This window comes from Arthrobacter sp. zg.Y820, from assembly GCF_030125555.1.
Lineage (GTDB): Bacteria > Actinomycetota > Actinomycetes > Actinomycetales > Micrococcaceae > Arthrobacter_B.
On the sequence record NZ_JASKLX010000009.1, the window covers coordinates 26948 to 45265 of the forward strand.

Sequence of the window (18318 nt, forward strand, 5' to 3'; positions counted from 1 at the left end):
ACCGGACCTCATCGTCTACACTTGTAAAGTTGCTTCACCGGCGGGGAAACCCGCTGATTGGCAGTGGTTACGGGGTGTGGCGCAGCTTGGTAGCGCGCGTCGTTCGGGACGACGAGGTCGCAGGTTCAAATCCTGTCACCCCGACCATAAAGAAAGGTTCCCTTCCGGTTTTCCGGAAGGGGACCTTTTTTGTTAAGCCCAAACGAACAAGGCACGTCCCGCCGGATGGCGGGACGTGCCTTGTTTGCTTGGAGGGTGCCAGAGGGCTACACGAATACCCTGCCGGTCAGCCGCTCGTAGGCCTCCACATAGCGGGCGCGGGTGCGCTCGACGACGTCGGCCGGCAGCGCGGGCGGCGGCGTGTCCGAGGCCTTGTCCCAGCCCGAGGCCGGCGAGGTGAGCCAGTCCCGGACGTACTGCTTGTCAAAGGACGGCTGCGCGGAGCCCGGCGCATACAGGGCAGCATCCCAGAAGCGCGAGGAATCCGGCGTCAGCACTTCATCGCCCAGCGTGACGGCGCCGGTTGCTGGATCCGTTCCGAACTCCACCTTGGTGTCCGCCAGGATGATCCCGCGCTCCCGGGCGATGGCCTCGGCTGCGGTGTAAATCTCCAGGGTGAGCGAGCGCAGCGCCTCCGCCGTCTCGGCGCCGACGGTCGCCACCACCGCGTCGTAGCTGATGTTCTCGTCATGCTCGCCCAGTTCGGCCTTGGCCGAGGGCGTGAAGACGGCCGGCTCCAGCCGGGATCCGTCCACCAGCCCGGCCGGCAGCGGCACCTCGCACACCGTCTGCGAGCGCCGGTATTCGGCCAGGCCGGTGCCGGTGAGGTAGCCGCGGGCAATGCACTCCACCGGATACATGTCCAGTTTTTTGCAGATCATGGCCCGGCCCGCCACCTCGGCGGGCACGCCCTCGTCAGCGGAGATCACGTGGTTGGGCACGCGAAGCTGCTCAAACCACCACAGGCTCAGCTGGGTCAGGATCCGGCCCTTGTCCGGAATCTCCGAGGTCAATACATGGTCGAAGGCGCTGATCCGGTCGCTCGCCACCACCAGCACCCGCTCCCCCGCTCCCGGCGCGGACAGGTCTTCCGGCACGTACAGGTCGCGGACCTTTCCGGAGTAGGCGTGCGTCCAGCCGGCCAGTGCGGGGGCGCTCATGCCAGGTCTCCTTCAATGTCGGGGGCGGTCATGTTCCCGGCGGCGGTGTCGCGGCCGGAAACGTCGCGATCCGCAGTGTCACTGTCGGGACAGGGAACGGCGCGGGATCCCGCGGGCACGACCACGTCTCCGCGCAGCGCCTTGAGCGCAATGTCGGTGCGGTGCTGGGACCCGTCCAGCCGGATGGTGTCCACGCCCGCGTACGCCCGGTCCCGGGCGTCCTGCAGGTTCTGCCCCAGGCCGACGACGGCGAGCACCCGCCCGCCGGCGGAGACCACCTTGTCGCCGTCGAGCCGGGTTCCGGCATGCAGCACCTGCACACCGTCGAGCTTTTCGGCCTTTTTCAGGCCGCGGATCCTGTCGCCGGTGCGGGGCGCCTCCGGATAGTTGGCAGCGGCCACCACCACGGCCACCGCCGTCCGGGGATCCCATTTGAGCTGTTCCATGGGATCCAGCTCCCCCTTGGCCGCGGCCAGCAGCAGGCCGCCCAGCGGAGTCTTCAGCCGGGCCAGCACCGCCTGGGTTTCCGGGTCGCCGAAGCGGGCGTTGAACTCAATGACGCGCATGCCGCGTGAGGTCAGCGCCAGCCCGCAGTAGAGGACACCGACAAACGGCGTGCCGCGGGCGGCCATCTCGTCGATGGTGGGTTGCGCCACCCGGCGGATGACGTCGTCCACCAGGTCGGCCGGGACCCAGTCCAGCGGCGAGTAGGCCCCCATGCCGCCGGTGTTGGGGCCTTCGTCGCCGTCGTAAATGCGTTTGAAGTCCTGCGCCGGCGCCAGCGGAACCACGGTCCGGCCGTCGGAGAGGACAAAGAGGGACACCTCGGGGCCGTCCAGGAATTCCTCGATCACCACGGTGCCGCCGGCGTCGAAGCAGGCCTGCGCGTGGGCCAGCGCAGCACCCCGGTCGGAGGTGACCACCACTCCCTTGCCGGCGGCCAGTCCGTCGTCCTTGACGACGTACGGCGCCCCGAAGGTGTCCAGCGCGTCGGCGGCCTGCTCGGCCGTGGCAGCCACCCGGGCCATGGCGGTGGGAACGCTCGCTGACGCCATCACCTGTTTCGCGAACGCCTTGGAGGCTTCCAGCTGGGCGGCGGCCTTCGACGGGCCAAACACCGGAATGCCGGCGTCGCGCAGGGCATCTGCCACACCCGCGGCCAGCGGAGCCTCGGGGCCGATGACCACCAGGTCGGAGCCCAGGGTGCGGGCGAGCGCGGTCACCTCCGCCGGGTCGCTGGCGTTGACGGCATGGACCGCAGCCATCCCGGCGATGCCCGCATTGCCGGGGGCGGCGTGGACCTCGCGGACATACGGATCAGCCAACAGGGATCGGACAAGGGCATGTTCGCGGCCGCCGGGGCCAACAACTAAAACCTTCACAGTAGTTCAGCGTACTGGTTGGGCTCCGGCAGCCGAAAGCACCGCCGGCGTGTGACGCCGCCACCCATACCTGCGCCCTTCGGCTGCGAATAGGAGCCATGATGGCCTCCCCGAAACGTCTCCCCACCCGTTCCCGGTCCCTTCCTGCCCTGCTGTACGCCGCGCTGGCCGGGATCCTCGCCGCGGCGACGGTGCTGGCCGCGGCCGAATTGGCCGGCGCCTTCTTCACGGCACGGGCCCGGCCGCTGATTGCACTCGGGTCCACGTTTATCGATTTCACGCCCCTGTGGCTGAAGAACTTCGCGGTGGAAACCTTCGGCACCGGCGACAAGGCAGCCCTCTTTGCCGGCATGGCCGGAACCATCGCGCTGCTCGCGGCCGGCGTGGGGGTGCTGGCCCGGCGCCGCTGGGGGCTGGGCGTGGCCGCCGTCGTCGTGATGGGAGCGGTGATTGTGGCATGCGTGCTGACCCGGGCCGGCGCTTCCCCCGCCGATGCAGTGCCCACTGTGCTGGGCACGGCGGTGGGGATCGGCGTGCTGCGCGGATTAATCCGGCGCATTCCTGCTCCCCGGGCCACCGAGACCGTTGCGGTGCGCGGGCGGCAGACGCATAGTAGTGACCGGTCGGCAGGCATCCCCGCAGCAGCGTCTGCCGTCCCGGTCTCAGCGGGGGACGGCGGGAACGACGGCGGTGCCGGGGCCCTCGTCGGCGGCCCGTCCCCCGCCCCGTCCGCAGGACGGCGTGCGGACAGACGGCGTGCGGACAGCCGGCGTGTGGCTGGACCCCGTTCGGATGGACCGTCCCGGCGCGGGTTCTTTGCCGCCGCAGGACTCACCGCAGTGCTGGCGGCCGCGGCCGCCACCGGTGGCCGTGCCATTGCCGCCGCCCGCAACACCACCGCCGGGTTCCGGGCCGCCCTGAAGCTGCCCGCCGCCGCCGATGCCGCGCCCGCGCTGCCCGCCGGGCTGCAGTCCCCCGTGCAAGGGGTGACGCCGTGGCTGACACCGAACGCCGACTTCTATCGGATCGACACCGCGCTGAGCGTGCCCGAGGTGGATGCCGAAACTTGGGAACTGCGGATCCACGGGATGGTGGGGGAAGAGGTGCGGATCAGTTTCGCCGAGCTGCTGGAATCCGACCTGGTGGAGCGCCACCTCACCCTGACCTGCGTCTCCAACCCGCTCGGCGGCGACCTCGCCGGCACCGCCAAGTGGCTGGGCCTGCCGGTCCGGGAGCTGCTGGCCCGGGCCCGCCCCACCGCCGACGCTGACATGGTGCTGTCCACCAGCGTCGACGGCTTCAGTGCCTCCACGCCGCTGGAGGTGCTGCAGGATGAGCGCGATGCACTGCTGGCCGTCGGCATGAACGGCGAACCGCTGCCGCCGGTGCACGGCTATCCGGTGCGCATGGTGGTGCCCGGACTGTACGGATTCGTTTCCGCCACCAAATGGATCATCGACATGGAAGTGACCCGCTTCGACGCGCAGACCGCGTACTGGACCGACCGCGGCTGGGCGGAGCGGGCGCCGGTCAAGACAATGGCGCGGGTGGAGGTGCCTGCGTCGTTCGCCCGGGTGCCCGCCGGACCGGTGGATGTGGGCGGCACCGCCTGGTCCCAGCAGCGCGGCATCACCGGAGTGGAGGTCCGGATCGACGACGGCGGCTGGGAGCCGGCGGTCCTGGCCGCCGAGGCGTCGGTGGACACCTGGCGGCAGTTCTCCTACCGCACCGAAGCCCTGGCAGCCGGCAACCACACGGTGCGGGCCCGGGCCACGGACCCGCAGGACGGGGTGCAGACCGACCGGCGCGCGGAGACGGTTCCGGACGGGGCCTCCGGCTGGCAGTCCGTGCAGTTCATGGTGGAGTAAGCCGGCGGCGTTCCGTCCTTGCTGCGGGCCACATCCGCCGTCCCGCAACCGGGGCGCCTGCGCGGCGGGCCGCGCAACCGCCTTAGACTAAATACCATGTCTGCCACTTTTACTGCGTCCGATGCCGTTGAACTTGCCGTTGTGGAACGCAACGGCTTCATCGAGTCCCGCCACATCGGGTCCGCCGTCGTCATGGCGGCGGACGGAAACGTGGTCACCGCCCTGGGCGACGTCACCACGCCGATCTTTCCGCGGTCCACGCTCAAGCCCTTCCAGGCCGTGGCGGCCATGAAATCCGGGGTGCCGCTGCGGGGGCCGCAGGTGGCGCTGGCCGCCGCGAGCCACACCGGTTCCAAGGAGCACACCGACGTCGTGAAGACCATGCTCGCGGCCGCGGGCGTGACCGAAGATCATCTGCAGTGCCCGGAGGACTGGCCCCAGGACGAGGCTGCCCGGCATGAGCTGATCCGGGCGGGCAAGGGCAAGAACCGGTTGGCCTTCAACTGCTCCGGCAAGCACGCCGCGTTCCTCTGGGCCTGCACGGAGAACAACTGGGACCACGCCACCTATCTGGATCCGCAGCATCCGCTGCAGCTGCGCATTGCCGAGGTGTTCGAGGAATTCACCGGGGAAACCATCCGGCACTGGGCCACCGACGGCTGCGGAGCACCGCTCGCCGCCGTCTCGCTCACCGGCCTGGCACGCGGCATCGGCCGCCTGGCCAAAGCCCCCTCCAGCAAGCACGGTGACGCCCGTGCCGCCACAGTGGCCACCGCCATGCTCGACTATCCTTGGGCGGTTCACGGCCACGGCCGGGAAAACACAGTGGTGATGGAAGACCTGGGCATCATCTGCAAGAACGGCGCCGAGGGCGTGCTGGTCCTGGGCACCGACACCGGAGTTTCAGTGGCGCTGAAAATGCTCGACGGCGACACCCGCGCGGCGTCCCTGGTGGGCCTGACCCTGCTCGCGGCCAGCGGCGCCGTCGACGCCGGCAAGATCAGCGCGGTGCTCGACAAGATCGTCCGCCCGGTTCTGGGCGGGGGCGAGCCCGTCGGCAGCATCCGGCTCGGGGCGCCCGTGACGGCCCTGCTGGATTCCTGAGCCGGATACCCGGCAGCGGAAGGAGTTCCCGAATGGCACGACGGCGCATTCCTGCGGCCGACGGCGCGGCGGCACTGCGCGCTGCCCTGGCGTCGACGGCGGCAGGTTCACCGCCCGACCGGAAGACCGTGGCCACGGCGGTGCGCTATGCGCTGGAAGAACTTGCCGAGCGGGCCCCGGGCAACAGCGTGGAGGTCCGGGTGCCGCCGTTCGGGGTCACCCAGTGCGTGGCCGGCCCCCGGCACACCCGCGGCACCCCGCCGAATGTGATCGAAACCGACGGCGCCACGTGGCTGGCGCTCATCACCGGGCAACAGTCCTGGAGCGACGCCGTCGGTGCCGGGAAAGTGGCGGCTTCCGGGCTGCGGGCCGACCTGTCCGAGTGGCTTCCGTTGTTCCGTGCGGGGCAATAATCTCTACTGCCGGTAGAATTTCCATATGAATTCCGAGCAGCACAGCCCTGAACGCCGTGAGATTACCGTCCGCCGCGCTCCCCGCTTCGTCCCGTTCCTGGCGCTGGGCGTGATTGCCGGGTTCATTGCAGCACTGGTGGTCGCCTACACCGGACCGGCCGACGCCACCTATACGCGCGGGGCCACCCTGGGTTTCTTCACCATCATGTTCGCCATCCCCGGCGTCGGCCTCGGGGCGCTCGTTGCCCTGCTCCTGGACTGGATCAGCGTGCGCAAGGCCCGCAGCGCCGTCGTCGAAGCGGACACCCGCGACGAAGAGTAGGGCGCCGGGCGGGCCGTAATGGTTCCGCTTCAAAGTCCGGTGAGGACCCCGGCGTGAGAGACTGATCTCATGGCACGCGGTGACGGAAAGCTTTCCCACGATCTCATGCCCGGCGAGAAAGGTCCGCAGGACGCCTGCGGGGTTTTCGGTGTCTGGGCCCCCGGCGAAGAAGTTGCAAAGCTGGCCTATTACGGCCTCTACGCCCTGCAGCACCGCGGACAGGAGTCCGCAGGCATTGCCACAAGCGACGGCAACCGGATCAGCGTCTACAAGGACATGGGCCTGGTCTCCCAGGTTTTTGACGAAACCACGCTGAACACCCTGACCGGCCATATTGCGGTGGGGCACTGCCGGTATTCCACTACGGGCGCCTCGCAGTGGGCCAATGCACAGCCCACGCTGGGTGCGACCGCCAGCGGAACCGTGGCCCTGGCCCACAACGGCAACCTGACCAATTCCGCCGAACTTTACGAAATGATCATCGAACGCGAGGGCCGTCCGCGCTTCGGCGAAATCGCCCAGGGCAACACCTCCGACACCGCGCTGGTCACGGCGCTGCTCAACGGTTCGGATGGACGTTCGCTGGAAGACACGGCCCTGGAACTGCTGCCCAAGCTGCGCGGCGCGTTCTCCTTCGTCTTCATGGATGAGGGCACCCTCTACGCGGCCCGCGACACCTACGGCGTGCGCCCGCTGGTGCTGGGTCGGCTGGACCGAGGCTGGGTGGTGGCCTCCGAAGGCTCCGCCCTCGCCACCGTGGGCGCCAGCTTCATCCGCGAAATCAAACCCGGCGAATTCATCGCCATCGATGAAACCGGCATCCGCAGCACCAGCTTCGGTGAGCCCACGCCGGCCGGCTGCGTCTTCGAATACGTCTACCTGGCCCGGCCCGACGCCGTCATCAACGGCCGGTCCGTCTACGAGAGCCGCGTGGAAATGGGCCGCCAGCTGGCCCGCGAGTATCCGGTCGACGCCGACATCGTGATTCCGGTGCCCGAATCCGGCACTCCCGCGGCCGTCGGTTATGCCGAGGAATCGGGCATTCCCTTCGCCCACGGCTTCGTCAAGAACTCCTATGTGGGGCGCACGTTCATCCAGCCCAGCCAGACCCTGCGCCAGTTGGGCATCAAGCTCAAGCTCAATGCCCTCGAGTCTGTCATCCGCGGCAAGCGCGTAATCGTCGTGGATGACTCGATCGTGCGCGGCAATACGCAGCGGGCCATCGTGCGGATGCTGCGCGAGGTGGGCGCGAAGGAAGTGCACGTCAAGATCTCCTCCCCGCCGGTCCAGTGGCCCTGCTTCTACGGCATCGACTTCGCGTCCCGGGCCGAGCTGATAGCCAACGGTGCCGCCGTCGACGAAATCTGCGCGTCCGTGGGGGCGGACACCCTGGCCTACATCTCCGAGAACGGCATGATCGGCGCCACCCAGCAGCCGCGCGAACGGCTGTGCACGGCCTGCTTTACCGGCGTTTATCCGATCGACCTGCCCTCCGCGGACCGGCTGGGCAAGAACCTGCTCGAACCCACCACTCCGGCCAACCCCGCGGACGACGACGGAGCCAACGGCTGCGATCCCGGTCCCGATGCCGAGTTTGAGAACCTCCTCACTGAATCCGACAAGAAGGATGCCGTATGAGCTCGTCCAAGACCGCCATCACCTATGCCTCAGCGGGCGTGGACGTTGAAGCCGGAGACAAAGCCGTTGAACTGATGAAGGCCGCCGTCAAGGCGACACACAATTCCTCTGTTCTGGGCGGGGTGGGCGGATTCGCCGGACTCTACGACGTCTCCCGGCTGCTGACCTACACGAAGCCGCTGCTGGCCACGTCCACCGACGGCGTGGGCACCAAGGTGGCCATCGCCCAGGCCATGGACATTCATGACACCATCGGCTTCGACCTGGTGGGCATGGTGGTGGACGACATCGTGGTGGTGGGCGCCGAGCCCCTGTTCATGACTGACTACATTGCCTGCGGCAAGGTAGTGCCGGAACGCATCGCCGCCATTGTCCGCGGCATTGCGGCGGCCTGCGAGGTCGCCGGGACGGCGCTCGTGGGCGGCGAGACCGCCGAGCATCCCGGGCTGCTGGGAGAACACGAGTACGACGTCGCCGGCGCCGCCACCGGTGTGGTCGAGGCCGCCAACCTGCTGGGCCCGGAACGGGTGCGCAGCGGTGACGTGGTGATCGGCATGGCTTCCTCGGGGCTGCACTCCAACGGCTATTCGCTGGTCCGCCGCGTCATTAACCACGCCGGCTGGCAGCTCGAACGCCAGGTCAGCGAATTCGGACGCACCCTGGGCGAGGAACTGCTGGAACCCACCCGGGTCTATGCCGCCGACTGCCTGGACCTGGCCCGGCTGGAAAGCGCCGGAGTCCACGGTTTCAGCCACGTCACCGGAGGCGGCCTCGCCGCCAACCTGGCACGGGTGCTGCCCAAGGGCCTCGAGGCCACCGTGGACCGCTCCACCTGGGAGCTGCCGCCCATCTTCCAGCTGGTGGGCGAGCTGGGCAACGTGCCGCAGCCCGATCTGGAGCGGACCCTCAACCTCGGGGTGGGCATGGTGGCCATCGTTGATGCGGCCGGCGCCGACGCCGCCGTCGCGCGTCTGGCGGAGCGGGGAGTTCCGGCCTGGGTCATGGGCACAGTGGGCAACGGCGGAGAAGCACAGGCCGGTCCTGACTATGTGCAGGGCGCCAAGGGCGTCGACGGCGGCGCGGTCCGGCTGGTCGGAAGCTACGCCCACTAAGCCGAACGCAAAGGGTGCGCATCCGCGGATGCGCACCCTTTGCCAACGGTTCTCACCGCTGAATTCCAGTTCCTCTGCGAACGGTCTTCGGCCTTAACGGCCTTCAGCGGATCCACCCTGAGGTGATCCGCTGAAGGATAGCAATTGGCCGACGCTTTGAAGTGCCGCTCTAGCCGGTGCGGCGGGAAGTACCTTCATCGTCGTCATCATCGCCAAATTGATCCGCGTACTTATCTTCGTACGCCGAGTAGTCCGGCTCGGCCGGTTCCTCGGGATATCGACTCGATGGACGGCTCGTTGGTCCCGCAAGCTCACGCTGCAGTGCCGAGTAGTCCGTGGCCGGGGTGAAGTACTTCATTTCCCGGGCCTGCTTGGTTGCTTTTGCCTTTTGACGGCCGCGCCCCATGGCGTGACCCCCTTTTTGCGTCGATCCGGAGGTGGTCGCTCTGAGCAATGAGCGAGGCCCCGGAATATTTGGTCAATTTGTCGTAAGTACAGGTTACATGTTTTCGGGCCGCCTTGTGCCCCGGCTCGCCCTTTGTGGCGCGGCAGTGACCATGTTTTACCATCTGCCCTGACCCCCCTCTTCCTGCGCCGCCCCGCCAAGACTGGGTAAAGTCAGGGGTAGAGACAGTTTTGGGGCCCTTTCAGGGCCGCCTACAGGGAGGACTGACGTTCACCATGAGCGATAAAAACAGCATGCCGGGGGCCGATTCTTCGCCCCCCGCCGGAGCGTCCAAGGCCACCCCGGCGTCGGCGCAGACTGAGGCGGGCACCGATGCACATGCAGAGGCAACAGTCCCGGCAGGAACCGGCTTGCCGGACCTTGAAGCGCATGCCGAGGCGCCCCTTTGGCTGTCCGGGGACGAGGACCATGACGGCCGGATTTGGGACGGCGCTTTTGCGGCGGAGACCGGCAGCGATGCCGTCGAACCCACGCTGACCAACCCCGAGGACGTCACCCTGGCGACGCCTTCCCTGAGCAATCCGGACATCAGCTCCGACGCGGCGGAAGCCGCCTCGCTCGAGGATGCCACGGCTGAAGTCAAGGCCGTGGAAGCCGAAGCAGCGGACGCCGCCGTGTTGACCGATCCGGCAGCAAACCATCCTGCGGCAGCAAACCACACCGCGGGAATCACTGCGGCGGCACCAATGACGGGCGCAGCCTCCGACGGAAACGCCAAGGACGCAACTGCTGCGGAGGCAGCCGCCAAGGAATCAGGGCCGGCCGCCGACGCACCGTCGCCGGAAGCGCCGTCGCCGGCAGCCGTCGGAGCCGCTGAACCTGCGGAGTCCCGCCGCTCCCGGCGGAACTCCGAGCCGCCGGCAGCTTCCGAAGGCAACGGCCGAAGCAAACAAATACTGCTGATCATCGGCGCGCTGGGCGTGCTGGCGGTCCTGGTGGTGCTGCTCTTCACCCTGCTCGGCAATTCGGCGAACGAACCCGGAGTCCTGGAAGAAGATGTGGCCCCCATCGAGCTGGAGTCCGGAGCGTGCCTGCAGGACTTCGCCGGCATCAATGAGCCCACCAACGTGGTGAGCTGCGAGACGCCGCACAACGCCCAGCTGGTGGCAACAACCACGTATCCGGACAGCGGCGAGTTCCCCGGGACCGATGCGCTGTCCACCCGCGCCACTGAGCTCTGCTCGGATGTCCGGTACTCCGAAACCCTGGCCGAGCGCACCGACCTGGACCTTCAGGAAAACAAGGCCATCCCGACGCCCGAATCATGGAACGACGGCGACCGCCGGGTCGACTGCTTCGTGGTTGCCGGCGGAGGCCAGGAGCTGACCGAATCCCTGCTTGAGCCGTAGGACAGCGGGTGCTCCCGGCCCAGACGGCAGGGAGCACCCCGGCAGCTAGACCGCTTCCACCGACAGTCCCGCCGGTTCGGCCACCAGCTCTTCGCCGTCGACGCTCATGCTGCCCTCCGGGCGGTCCACCAGCACGGTGTCGCCGTCGTTGATCTTGCCGGCCAGGATGCCCCGGGCCAGTTTGTCTCCGATTTCGCGCTGCACCAGCCGGCGCAGCGGCCGGGCTCCGTAGGCCGGGTCATATCCGGTCAGTGCCAGCCATTCCCGCGCAGCATCGGTGACGTCCAGGACCAGCCTGCGCTCATGCAACCGGTCGGCCAGGGCCCGCACCTGGATGTCGACAATCCTGGAGAGGTCGTCCAGGCTCAGCGGATCAAAGAGGATGACGTCGTCGAGCCGGTTCAGGAATTCCGGCTTGAAGTTGGCGTTCACCATGCCCATGACCGAGTCCCGCTTCTGTTCCTCCGTCAGTCCCGGATCCACCAGGAACTGCGATCCGAGGTTTGAGGTCAGGATCAGGATGACGTTGCGGAAGTCCACGGTGCGTCCCTGGCCGTCGGTGAGGCGGCCGTCGTCGAGCACCTGGAGCAGGATATCGAAAATCTCCGGATGCGCCTTTTCCACCTCGTCCAGCAGGATCACCGAGTACGGGCGGCGCCGGACGGCTTCGGTGAGCTGCCCGCCCTCCTCGTAACCGACGTAGCCGGGAGGGGCACCGACCAGCCGGGACACCGAGTGCTTCTCTGAATATTCGCTCATGTCGATCCGGACCATGGCGCGCTCGTCGTCGAACAGGAACTCGGCCAGGGCCTTTGCCAGCTCCGTCTTGCCGACACCGGTGGGGCCCAGGAAGAGGAAGGAGCCGGTGGGTCGGTCGGGGTCGCTGACGCCGGCGCGGGACCGGCGCACCGCGTCGGAGACGGCGTTCACGGCCTTGGTCTGCCCGATCAGGCGCGAGCCGATGTTCTCCTCCATGGTCAGCAGCTTCTGCGACTCGCCCTGGAGCATGCGGCCGGCCGGGACTCCGGTCCAGGCCGAGACGACTTCGGCAATGTCATCGGCGGTGACTTCCTCCGACACCATCAGCTCATGGGCCTCCTCGCCGGATTTGCTCTCCTCAGCCTGCTGGGCAGCTTCCAGTTCCTTCTGCAGGGACGGAATCTCGCCGTACAGGATGCGGGAGGCCGTGGTGAGGTCGCCGTCGCGCTGGAACTTCTCCGCCTCGGAACGCCGCTCGTCAATCTGCGCCTTGAGGTCGCCAACCCGGTTCAGGCCTGCCTTTTCCGCTTCCCAGCGGGCGTTCAGCGCCGCCAGCTGTTCCTTCTTGTTGGCCATGTCCTCGCGCAGCACTTCCAGCCGCTCCACGGAGGCCGCGTCCGTTTCGTTGGCCAGCGCCAGTTCTTCCATGGTCAGGCGGTCCACGGCCCGGCGCAGCTCGTCAATTTCCTCCGGCGCGGAGTCGATTTCCATCCGCAGCCGCGACGCTGCCTCGTCGACCAGGTCGATGGCCTTGTCCGGGAGCTGGCGGCCGGTGATGTAGCGGTTGGACAGGGTGGCGGCGGCGACCAGGGCGGAGTCGGCGATCGCCACCTTGTGGTGCGCCTCGTAGCGTTCCTTGAGCCCGCGCAGAATGCCGATGGTGTCCGGAACGCTGGGCTCGCCAACGTAGACCTGCTGGAACCGCCGCTCCAGCGCAGCGTCCTTCTCCACGTTCTCGCGGTATTCATCCAGGGTGGTGGCGCCGATGAGGCGCAGCTCGCCGCGTGCCAGCATGGGCTTGAGCATGTTGCCGGCGTCCATGGATCCTTCCGCGGCGCCGGCCCCGACCACCGTGTGCAGCTCGTCGATAAAAGTGACGATCTGCCCCTCGGCGTTCTTGATCTCCTCCAGGACCGCCTTGAACCGCTCTTCGAACTCGCCGCGGTACTTGGCGCCGGCCACCATCGACCCCAGGTCCAGGGACAGGAGCGTCTTGCCGCTGAGGGTCTCCGGCACGTCTCCGGCAACGATGCGCTGGGCAAGCCCCTCGACGACAGCGGTCTTGCCGACACCGGGCTCACCGATCAGCACCGGGTTGTTCTTGGTGCGCCGGCTCAGCACCTGGATCACGCGGCGGATTTCCGCGTCACGGCCGATCACGGGGTCCAGCTTGCCGCTGCGCGCCATCTCCGTGAGGTCGGTGCTGAACTTTTCCAGTGCCTGGAAGGTGTTCTCGGGGTCGGCGTTAGTCACTTTTCGGTCTCCTCGAACGGATGGAAGGGCTGTCCTCAGGGCGTCGTGGCCGGCCCCGTTGTCCCGCAGGGCTTTCCCTGCCGCACCGCTGTCCAGGGCCAACCCCAGCAGCAGGTGCTCGGTGGAGACAAAGGCATCCCCGAGCTGTTCGGCGGCCTGCTGGGCAGCCGTAATCACCTGAAGCATCGGGCGGGAAAACTGCGGCTGCGCCACCGAGGAGCCCGAGGAGGAGGGCAGCGCGTGGATCGCACTGCTGGCCGCGGCACTGACGGTGTCCGGATTCGCGCCGGCCGCCTTGAGCAGGGCGACAGCCACCCCCTGGCGCTGATCCATCAGGGCCTTCAGGAGGTGGACGGGCTCGATCTGCGGGTTGCCTGCGGTGGTGGCATTCATGGCCGCCGCCTGCAGGGCCTCTTGACTCTTATTCGTGAATTTCGTGTCCACAACGGCCTCCTTCAACGCTAAAAGAACAGCTTCCCGGCTCCCGGAAGAAGGCGAAAGACAGCCATCACCCGACCGGACGCAACAAACTTGAGTGTAATCCGCTCAACTTGGGAAGTAAAGTTATCCACAGGTTTGACGGCGGTATTTGTCCGGTTAATTAACGGGCGTTAAAGGGCTGTACTTTAGGACGGTCCCGGCGCGGCCTCATGCTCATGGTCCCAGTCGGCTTTCGCCTTTTCCCATTCCGCGTTCCGCGCCTCGTACAGGTCCAGCTGCTCGCCCTCGAATGACCTCCAGCCAATAATTCCCAGCGGTTCGTCGGGCGGATTGTCGCTCAGGAAATTACTCAGGCTGTCCAGGAAGAACTCCCAGCCCGGTCCGGCCGCCCACTCGCCCGAAACTGCGTCGATCAGCACGAACCCCTTCCGGACTGATGCGTATCTCAGGTCGATGTGGGTGTGTGAGTCCTCCGCGGTCAGGTGCAGCTCCAACTCGGCCGAGTGCCCTCCGGGACGGGTCACCGAGACGGTGAGCAGCCGGGGCGGATCGCAGCGGAGGATGCCTCCTCTGGTGCCGTCCGGCAGCGCATAGGTGCCGCCCCGGCGCAGGTCACCCTCCGGCCGGCCCACATAGCGCCCCAGGGCTTCGGGATCCGTGATCGCCGCCCACACCTCTCCGATCGGATGCGGGATGGTCCGGGAAATCACCATCATGAGCGCGTGGCCGGCCTGGATTTGCCGGCGGCCGAAGGTTCGCTCGGTTGGCACAAATGCGGAGTCCGCTTCGGACATGGTTTCCACTCCTCTGTAGAACAACCGGCTGCCGGTTCCGGCGCCACAGCGGCTGAAGCTGGCGCCTGGCAGTCAGCAACGAATCAGTGGATGCGAGTTGTGGACGGGGCCCCGGACAGCCTCTTTTTTCAAACCGTAGCAGGGAAAAGCAGCGGTGCACAGGGCACGCGATGACACGCCCGGGTGAGCGGGTGCCACAGAAATCGAGGCTCCGAAACCCCCTTTGGTTAGTTCGAAATGGCTCGGTTGCCGCCCCGTCCTGGTCGCTGCCAGGATCGCTGCCCGCGCGCTGTTGCCTCAGGCCGGTGCGTGCCGGAAGCCCCTTCGGCGTTTCTCCTCTCCGGCGCAGGTACTCTGTGCGGATGGGGAAAACTCGCACACTGACTTCCGTATTCGCTGCCTCGGCGCTGGCCTTCACTCTGGTCTCCTGCTCCGGAGACAAGCCGTCGCCGCAGGATGCCGCCGCATCGCTGGCGGAGGGGCTGGCCGCCGGGGACGTGGCGAAGACATCCTTCCTGAACAACGACCCGGCCTCCGTCAACACAGAGCTGGAAGAGATTCTGGCGGGCATGGGTGAGGTGCGCCCGGCCGTCACCGTTGCCGGGATTCAGGAGCACGACGACGGCGCCGCCACGGCCAGCCTGGACTACGCCTGGGATTTCGATGGCGACGCCACCGCCGACTGGACCTATGACACCAGCGTTCCGCTGTCCCGCAGCGACGACGATTCCTGGCAGGCGCAGTGGGAGCCCTCGGTTCTCTTCCGGGGGCTCCGGGAGGGTGAACGACTCGTCGCCGCCAGCCAGTCCGCTCCCCGTGCCGCAATCCTCGGAGCCGGCGGCGAACCGCTGGTGACCCAGCGCGAGGTTTTCCGCGTGGGCATCGACAAAACCGCAGTGGACGAGGCAGGGTTGGCGGCTTCGGCCGCGGCCCTGGCCACCCTTCTGGAGCTGGACCCCGCCGCGTACACCGCCACCGTTGAGGCCGCCGGCGCCGAAGCGTTCGTGGAGGCCATTGCCCTGCGCACCCAGGACGAACCGGACCTGCCGGCGCGGGTCGCCGAGATTCCCGGCGCCGTCGCGCTGCCGGACAGCATGGACCTTGCCCCGACCCGCACCTTCGCCCGCGCGCTGCTCGGTTCCGTCGGGGAAGCAACCGCCGAACTGATCGAGGAATCCGACGGCGCACTCGCCCCGGGCGACACCACCGGGCTCTCCGGGCTGCAGCAGCAGTACGACGCCCAGCTCCGCGGAACGGACGGGATAACGGTGTCGGTGGTGGACGCCGCCGGAGAAGTGGTTACTCCCACCGTCTTCACCTCCGGCCCGAAACAGGGGACGCCGCTGCAGACAACCCTGGATCCCAAGCTGCAGTCCCTCGCCGAGTCGGTGCTCGAAGACGAGCCCTCGGCGTCGGCCATTGTGGCGGTTCGGCCGTCCACCGGCGAGGTGCTCACGGTGGCCAACGGCCCCGGCAGCGAAGGACAGCAAACCGCCCTCCTGGGGCAGTACCCGCCCGGATCCACCTTCAAGATGGCGACCTCCCTGGCGCTGCTGCGGCAGGGAACCACTCCGGACAGCGTGCTGTCCTGCCCGGCGGAGCTGCTCGTCGACGGCCGCAAATTCAACAACGCCAGCAGCTACCCGGCCGCCTTTGTCGGGGACATTCCGCTGCGGGACGCGTTCGCGCAGTCCTGCAACACTGCCTTCATCGGCACCCGCGACACGGTTCCCCAGGAGGCGCTGGCTGCCGCGGCCGCCGACCTGGGCATCGGCGTGGAGCAGACCCTCGGCACCGCGGCGTTCTTCGGATCCGTTCCGGAAACCGCCGAGGGCACCAACCACGCGGCCGCCATGATCGGCCAGGGGGAACTGCTGGTTTCCCCGCTGGCGCTGGCAGTTGCTGCCGCGTCCGTTGGCAAGGGCGAACGCGTCGCTCCCGTGCTTGTGACCGCGGACCCGGCGGCGGAGGCTTCCGCCTCGGCGACGGCATCGGCGTCGGCCGCTCCACCTGCGGCAACCCCTGACGCTGCCGGCCCCGGCGCGCTCACCGCTGCCGAGGCGGCCTCGCTGCGCGAGCTGATGCGCGGCGTCGTCACCGACGGCGGCGCCAAGATGCTGCTGGACGTCCCCGGGGAACCGGTGACGGCGAAAACCGGAACGGCCGAGTTCGGCAGCGAAGTTCCGCCCCGGACGCATGCCTGGGTGGTGGCGGTGCAGGGCGACCTGGCCGTTGCCGTGTTTGTCGAAGAGGGCGAGCTCGGCTCCACGTCGGGCGGGCCGCTGATGCAGGCGTTCCTGAACGGGGCCGCCGGCTGACCGTCCTGCCGCAGTGCGGCTAGCCGCGGTACTGCGTGGAGCCCGATGCCGAACCGTACGGGGCGGCCGTTCCATAACGGGGCCCGGCGGTGTACGGGGTGACTCCGGGACGGCCGGTGGGCACGATGACCTTGCCCAGGGGCATCAGCGAGATCGGCACCATCTTCAGGTTGGCGATGCCCAGCGGAATCCCGATGATGCTGACGAACATTGGAATGGCCGTCAGGATGTGGCCGGCCGCGATCCAGATTCCGGCCACCACCAGCCAGATCACGTTGCCCGCTGTGGACAGCAGCCCCGGAGCGCCGCCGCGGTCCACCACCGTGCGGCCAAACGGCCAAAAGGCGTAGGCCGCGATCCGGAAGGAAGCGATGCCGAAAGGGATCGTAACGATCAGCAGGCAGCAGACGATGCCGGCGAGCACATAGCCCAGGGCCAGCCAGATGCCGCCGAACAGGAGCCAGATGACGTTCAGGATGAGGTTCATCGTTCCAGTCTGGTGCACCGCGCCCCGCGGCACCATGTCCCGGCGGTACCCGGGGTTTCCGGCGGAGCGGATGGCGGCAACTAGACTGAGGGCATGTTGCCAATCAAAGATGATGCCGGAGCACCCGCCGAACTGACCGCCAACCAGTGCTGGGACTACATTCGCAAAGCGGAGATCGGCCGGCTGGCCGTGGTATCCGACCTGCAGCCCGAGATCTTTCCCATCAACTTCGTCGTGGACCGCGGATCGGTGGTTTTCCGCACCGCGGCGGGGACGAAACTTGCCGCTGCCCTCGACGGCGGCGCCGTCGCGTTCGAAGTCGACGGATACGACGATCGCCTCGGGTTCGCATGGAGCGTCGTCCTGAAGGGCAGCGCCGTGCAGCTGGAGAGCATCGAAGACATCCTGGCCTCCGAGGATCTGCCCCTGTTCCCCTGGCAGAGCGGGGAGAAGAACCATTTCGTGCGGATCGAACCGGCGCAGACCAGCGGGCGCAGCTTCTCGATCAACACCGCGGCCCGCCGCCATTACCTGCGCGGCGCCAAGCCGCTGCCGTCAATCGAGTAAGGATCCCGTGAGCAGTACCGAGAACAGCAGCGCACCCCTCATCCGCTTCAGTGACTTGCCGTCCGCCCTGTGGGGGAAAAACAACGGCAGGGTCAAGGAAGTGGCCTCCGGCAACGGCTGGCGGCTGAGCCTGGCCACGGTCGAAAAGCCGGGGCCCTTCACGCCCTTCCCCGGCAGGGACCGCATTACCGTTCCGGTGGAGGGCGAGCTTCTGGTGCTGACCGTCGACGGCACCGAACACGGCATGGAGAAGTTCCGTCCATTCCGGTATTCCGGCGACTCCACCACCGACGCGGCGCTGCCCACCGGGCCGGTGACAGTGCTGAACACGGTCGTCGACCGGACCACGACGGGTGCCTCAGTGATGGTGGCCGAGCTCTCCAAGAAGAATCCGCAGACCATCGGTGAGGGGCAGTTCGTGGTGCTGCTGCACGGCAACGCCGCGGTCACCGCCGCAGACGGCACGCCGACGGCGCTGGAACCGCTGGACACCGTGGCCGGAAACGCCGGACGGCCGGCCGTGCTGGGACGCGGCTTCGCCGCCATCGTCTCGTTCTACGACCTGGACTAGGGACACATCACCGGCATGTGCCGGGAGCGCAAAAAGGCGCCTGCTTCCCCTGAATTTCGGGGAGGCAGGCGCCTTTTGTCTTTACTACTGAGCG

16 protein-coding genes and 1 tRNA gene are annotated in these 18318 nt (G+C 67.8%); 11 read left to right on the forward strand and 6 right to left on the reverse strand.

The genetic code is table 11. The annotated features are described in order from the left end of the window. The first annotated feature begins 70 nt into the window (after positions 1–70). Positions 71–147 (forward strand) — tRNA-Pro (locus tag QNN99_RS09000). A 119-nt stretch (positions 148–266) separates the two neighbouring features. On the opposite strand, the gene QNN99_RS09005 is transcribed toward QNN99_RS09000, so the two are convergent. Beyond that, entirely contained in the window at positions 267–1160 is an 894-nt protein-coding gene (locus QNN99_RS09005) for a phosphoribosylaminoimidazolesuccinocarboxamide synthase (RefSeq protein WP_229966129.1), read from the reverse strand. After that, a complete protein-coding gene (purD, locus tag QNN99_RS09010; RefSeq protein WP_229966130.1) occupies positions 1157–2542 on the reverse strand; it encodes a phosphoribosylamine--glycine ligase in 1386 nt (461 codons plus the stop codon). The genes QNN99_RS09005 and purD overlap by 4 nt, the downstream gene beginning before the upstream one ends. A 101-nt stretch (positions 2543–2643) precedes the next feature. Between purD and QNN99_RS09015 the strand changes: the two genes are divergently transcribed. The 6 genes from QNN99_RS09015 (at position 2644) to purM (ending at position 8999) form a co-directional block, all read left to right on the forward strand. After that, positions 2644–4410, forward strand: coding sequence for a molybdopterin-dependent oxidoreductase (locus QNN99_RS09015; protein WP_229966131.1), 1767 nt, complete (start codon positions 2644–2646; stop codon positions 4408–4410). Between the two features lie 96 nt (positions 4411–4506). Further along, on the forward strand, positions 4507–5514 hold the full coding sequence (locus tag QNN99_RS09020) for an asparaginase (RefSeq protein ID WP_229966132.1): 1008 nt from the start codon (positions 4507–4509) through the stop codon (positions 5512–5514). Between the two features lie 32 nt (positions 5515–5546). Then, a complete protein-coding gene (locus QNN99_RS09025) occupies positions 5547–5927 on the forward strand; it encodes a sterol carrier family protein (RefSeq protein WP_229966133.1) in 381 nt (126 codons plus the stop codon). Between the two features lie 25 nt (positions 5928–5952). Further along, complete coding sequence (locus QNN99_RS09030; RefSeq protein WP_229966134.1) at positions 5953–6249, forward strand: hypothetical protein; 297 nt, start codon at positions 5953–5955, stop codon at positions 6247–6249. 69 nt (positions 6250–6318) lie between these two features. Further along, complete coding sequence (purF, locus tag QNN99_RS09035) at positions 6319–7887, forward strand: amidophosphoribosyltransferase (protein WP_229966135.1); 1569 nt, start codon at positions 6319–6321, stop codon at positions 7885–7887. Next, a complete protein-coding gene (gene purM / locus QNN99_RS09040) occupies positions 7884–8999 on the forward strand; it encodes a phosphoribosylformylglycinamidine cyclo-ligase (RefSeq protein ID WP_229966136.1) in 1116 nt (371 codons plus the stop codon). The genes purF and purM overlap by 4 nt, the downstream gene beginning before the upstream one ends. A 169-nt stretch (positions 9000–9168) precedes the next feature. On the opposite strand, the gene QNN99_RS09045 is transcribed toward purM, so the two are convergent. Beyond that, positions 9169–9405: a DUF3073 domain-containing protein gene (locus tag QNN99_RS09045; protein WP_104102792.1), complete on the reverse strand. Its 237-nt coding sequence runs from the start codon at positions 9403–9405 to the stop codon at positions 9169–9171. A gap of 275 nt (positions 9406–9680) precedes the next feature. Here QNN99_RS09045 and QNN99_RS09050 point away from each other — a divergent pair, with 275 nt between their 5' ends. Further along, a complete protein-coding gene (locus tag QNN99_RS09050; RefSeq protein WP_229966137.1) occupies positions 9681–10814 on the forward strand; it encodes a septum formation family protein in 1134 nt (377 codons plus the stop codon). A gap of 45 nt (positions 10815–10859) precedes the next feature. On the opposite strand, the gene clpB is transcribed toward QNN99_RS09050, so the two are convergent. Together clpB and QNN99_RS09060 are read right to left on the reverse strand one after the other, a co-directional pair. Beyond that, the gene (clpB, locus tag QNN99_RS09055) at positions 10860–13490 is read right to left on the reverse strand and encodes an ATP-dependent chaperone ClpB (RefSeq protein ID WP_229966138.1); all 2631 of its coding nucleotides are present in this window, start codon (positions 13488–13490) and stop codon (positions 10860–10862) included. A gap of 182 nt (positions 13491–13672) precedes the next feature. After that, positions 13673–14281 carry an SRPBCC domain-containing protein gene (locus QNN99_RS09060; RefSeq protein WP_229966139.1) on the reverse strand — a complete coding sequence of 203 codons (609 nt, stop codon included), beginning with the start codon at positions 14279–14281 and terminating at the stop codon, positions 13673–13675. A gap of 362 nt (positions 14282–14643) precedes the next feature. On the opposite strand from QNN99_RS09060, the gene QNN99_RS09065 reads away from it, so the two are divergent. Continuing rightward, the gene (locus QNN99_RS09065) at positions 14644–16599 is read left to right on the forward strand and encodes a penicillin-binding transpeptidase domain-containing protein (RefSeq protein ID WP_229966140.1); all 1956 of its coding nucleotides are present in this window, start codon (positions 14644–14646) and stop codon (positions 16597–16599) included. Positions 16600–16618: 19 nt separating this feature from the next. Here QNN99_RS09065 and QNN99_RS09070 read toward each other — a convergent pair whose 3' ends face one another. Continuing rightward, positions 16619–17086, reverse strand: coding sequence for a YccF domain-containing protein (locus QNN99_RS09070; RefSeq protein ID WP_229966141.1), 468 nt, complete (start codon positions 17084–17086; stop codon positions 16619–16621). 93 nt (positions 17087–17179) lie between these two features. Between QNN99_RS09070 and QNN99_RS09075 the strand changes: the two genes are divergently transcribed. Both QNN99_RS09075 and QNN99_RS09080 read left to right on the forward strand, forming a co-directional pair. Next, on the forward strand, positions 17180–17653 hold the full coding sequence (locus tag QNN99_RS09075) for a pyridoxamine 5'-phosphate oxidase family protein (protein WP_229966142.1): 474 nt from the start codon (positions 17180–17182) through the stop codon (positions 17651–17653). A gap of 7 nt (positions 17654–17660) precedes the next feature. Then, positions 17661–18224 (forward strand): HutD/Ves family protein, encoded by a 564-nt coding sequence (locus tag QNN99_RS09080; RefSeq protein ID WP_229966143.1) that lies wholly within the window; start codon positions 17661–17663, stop codon positions 18222–18224. Positions 18225–18318: the final 94 nt, after the last annotated feature.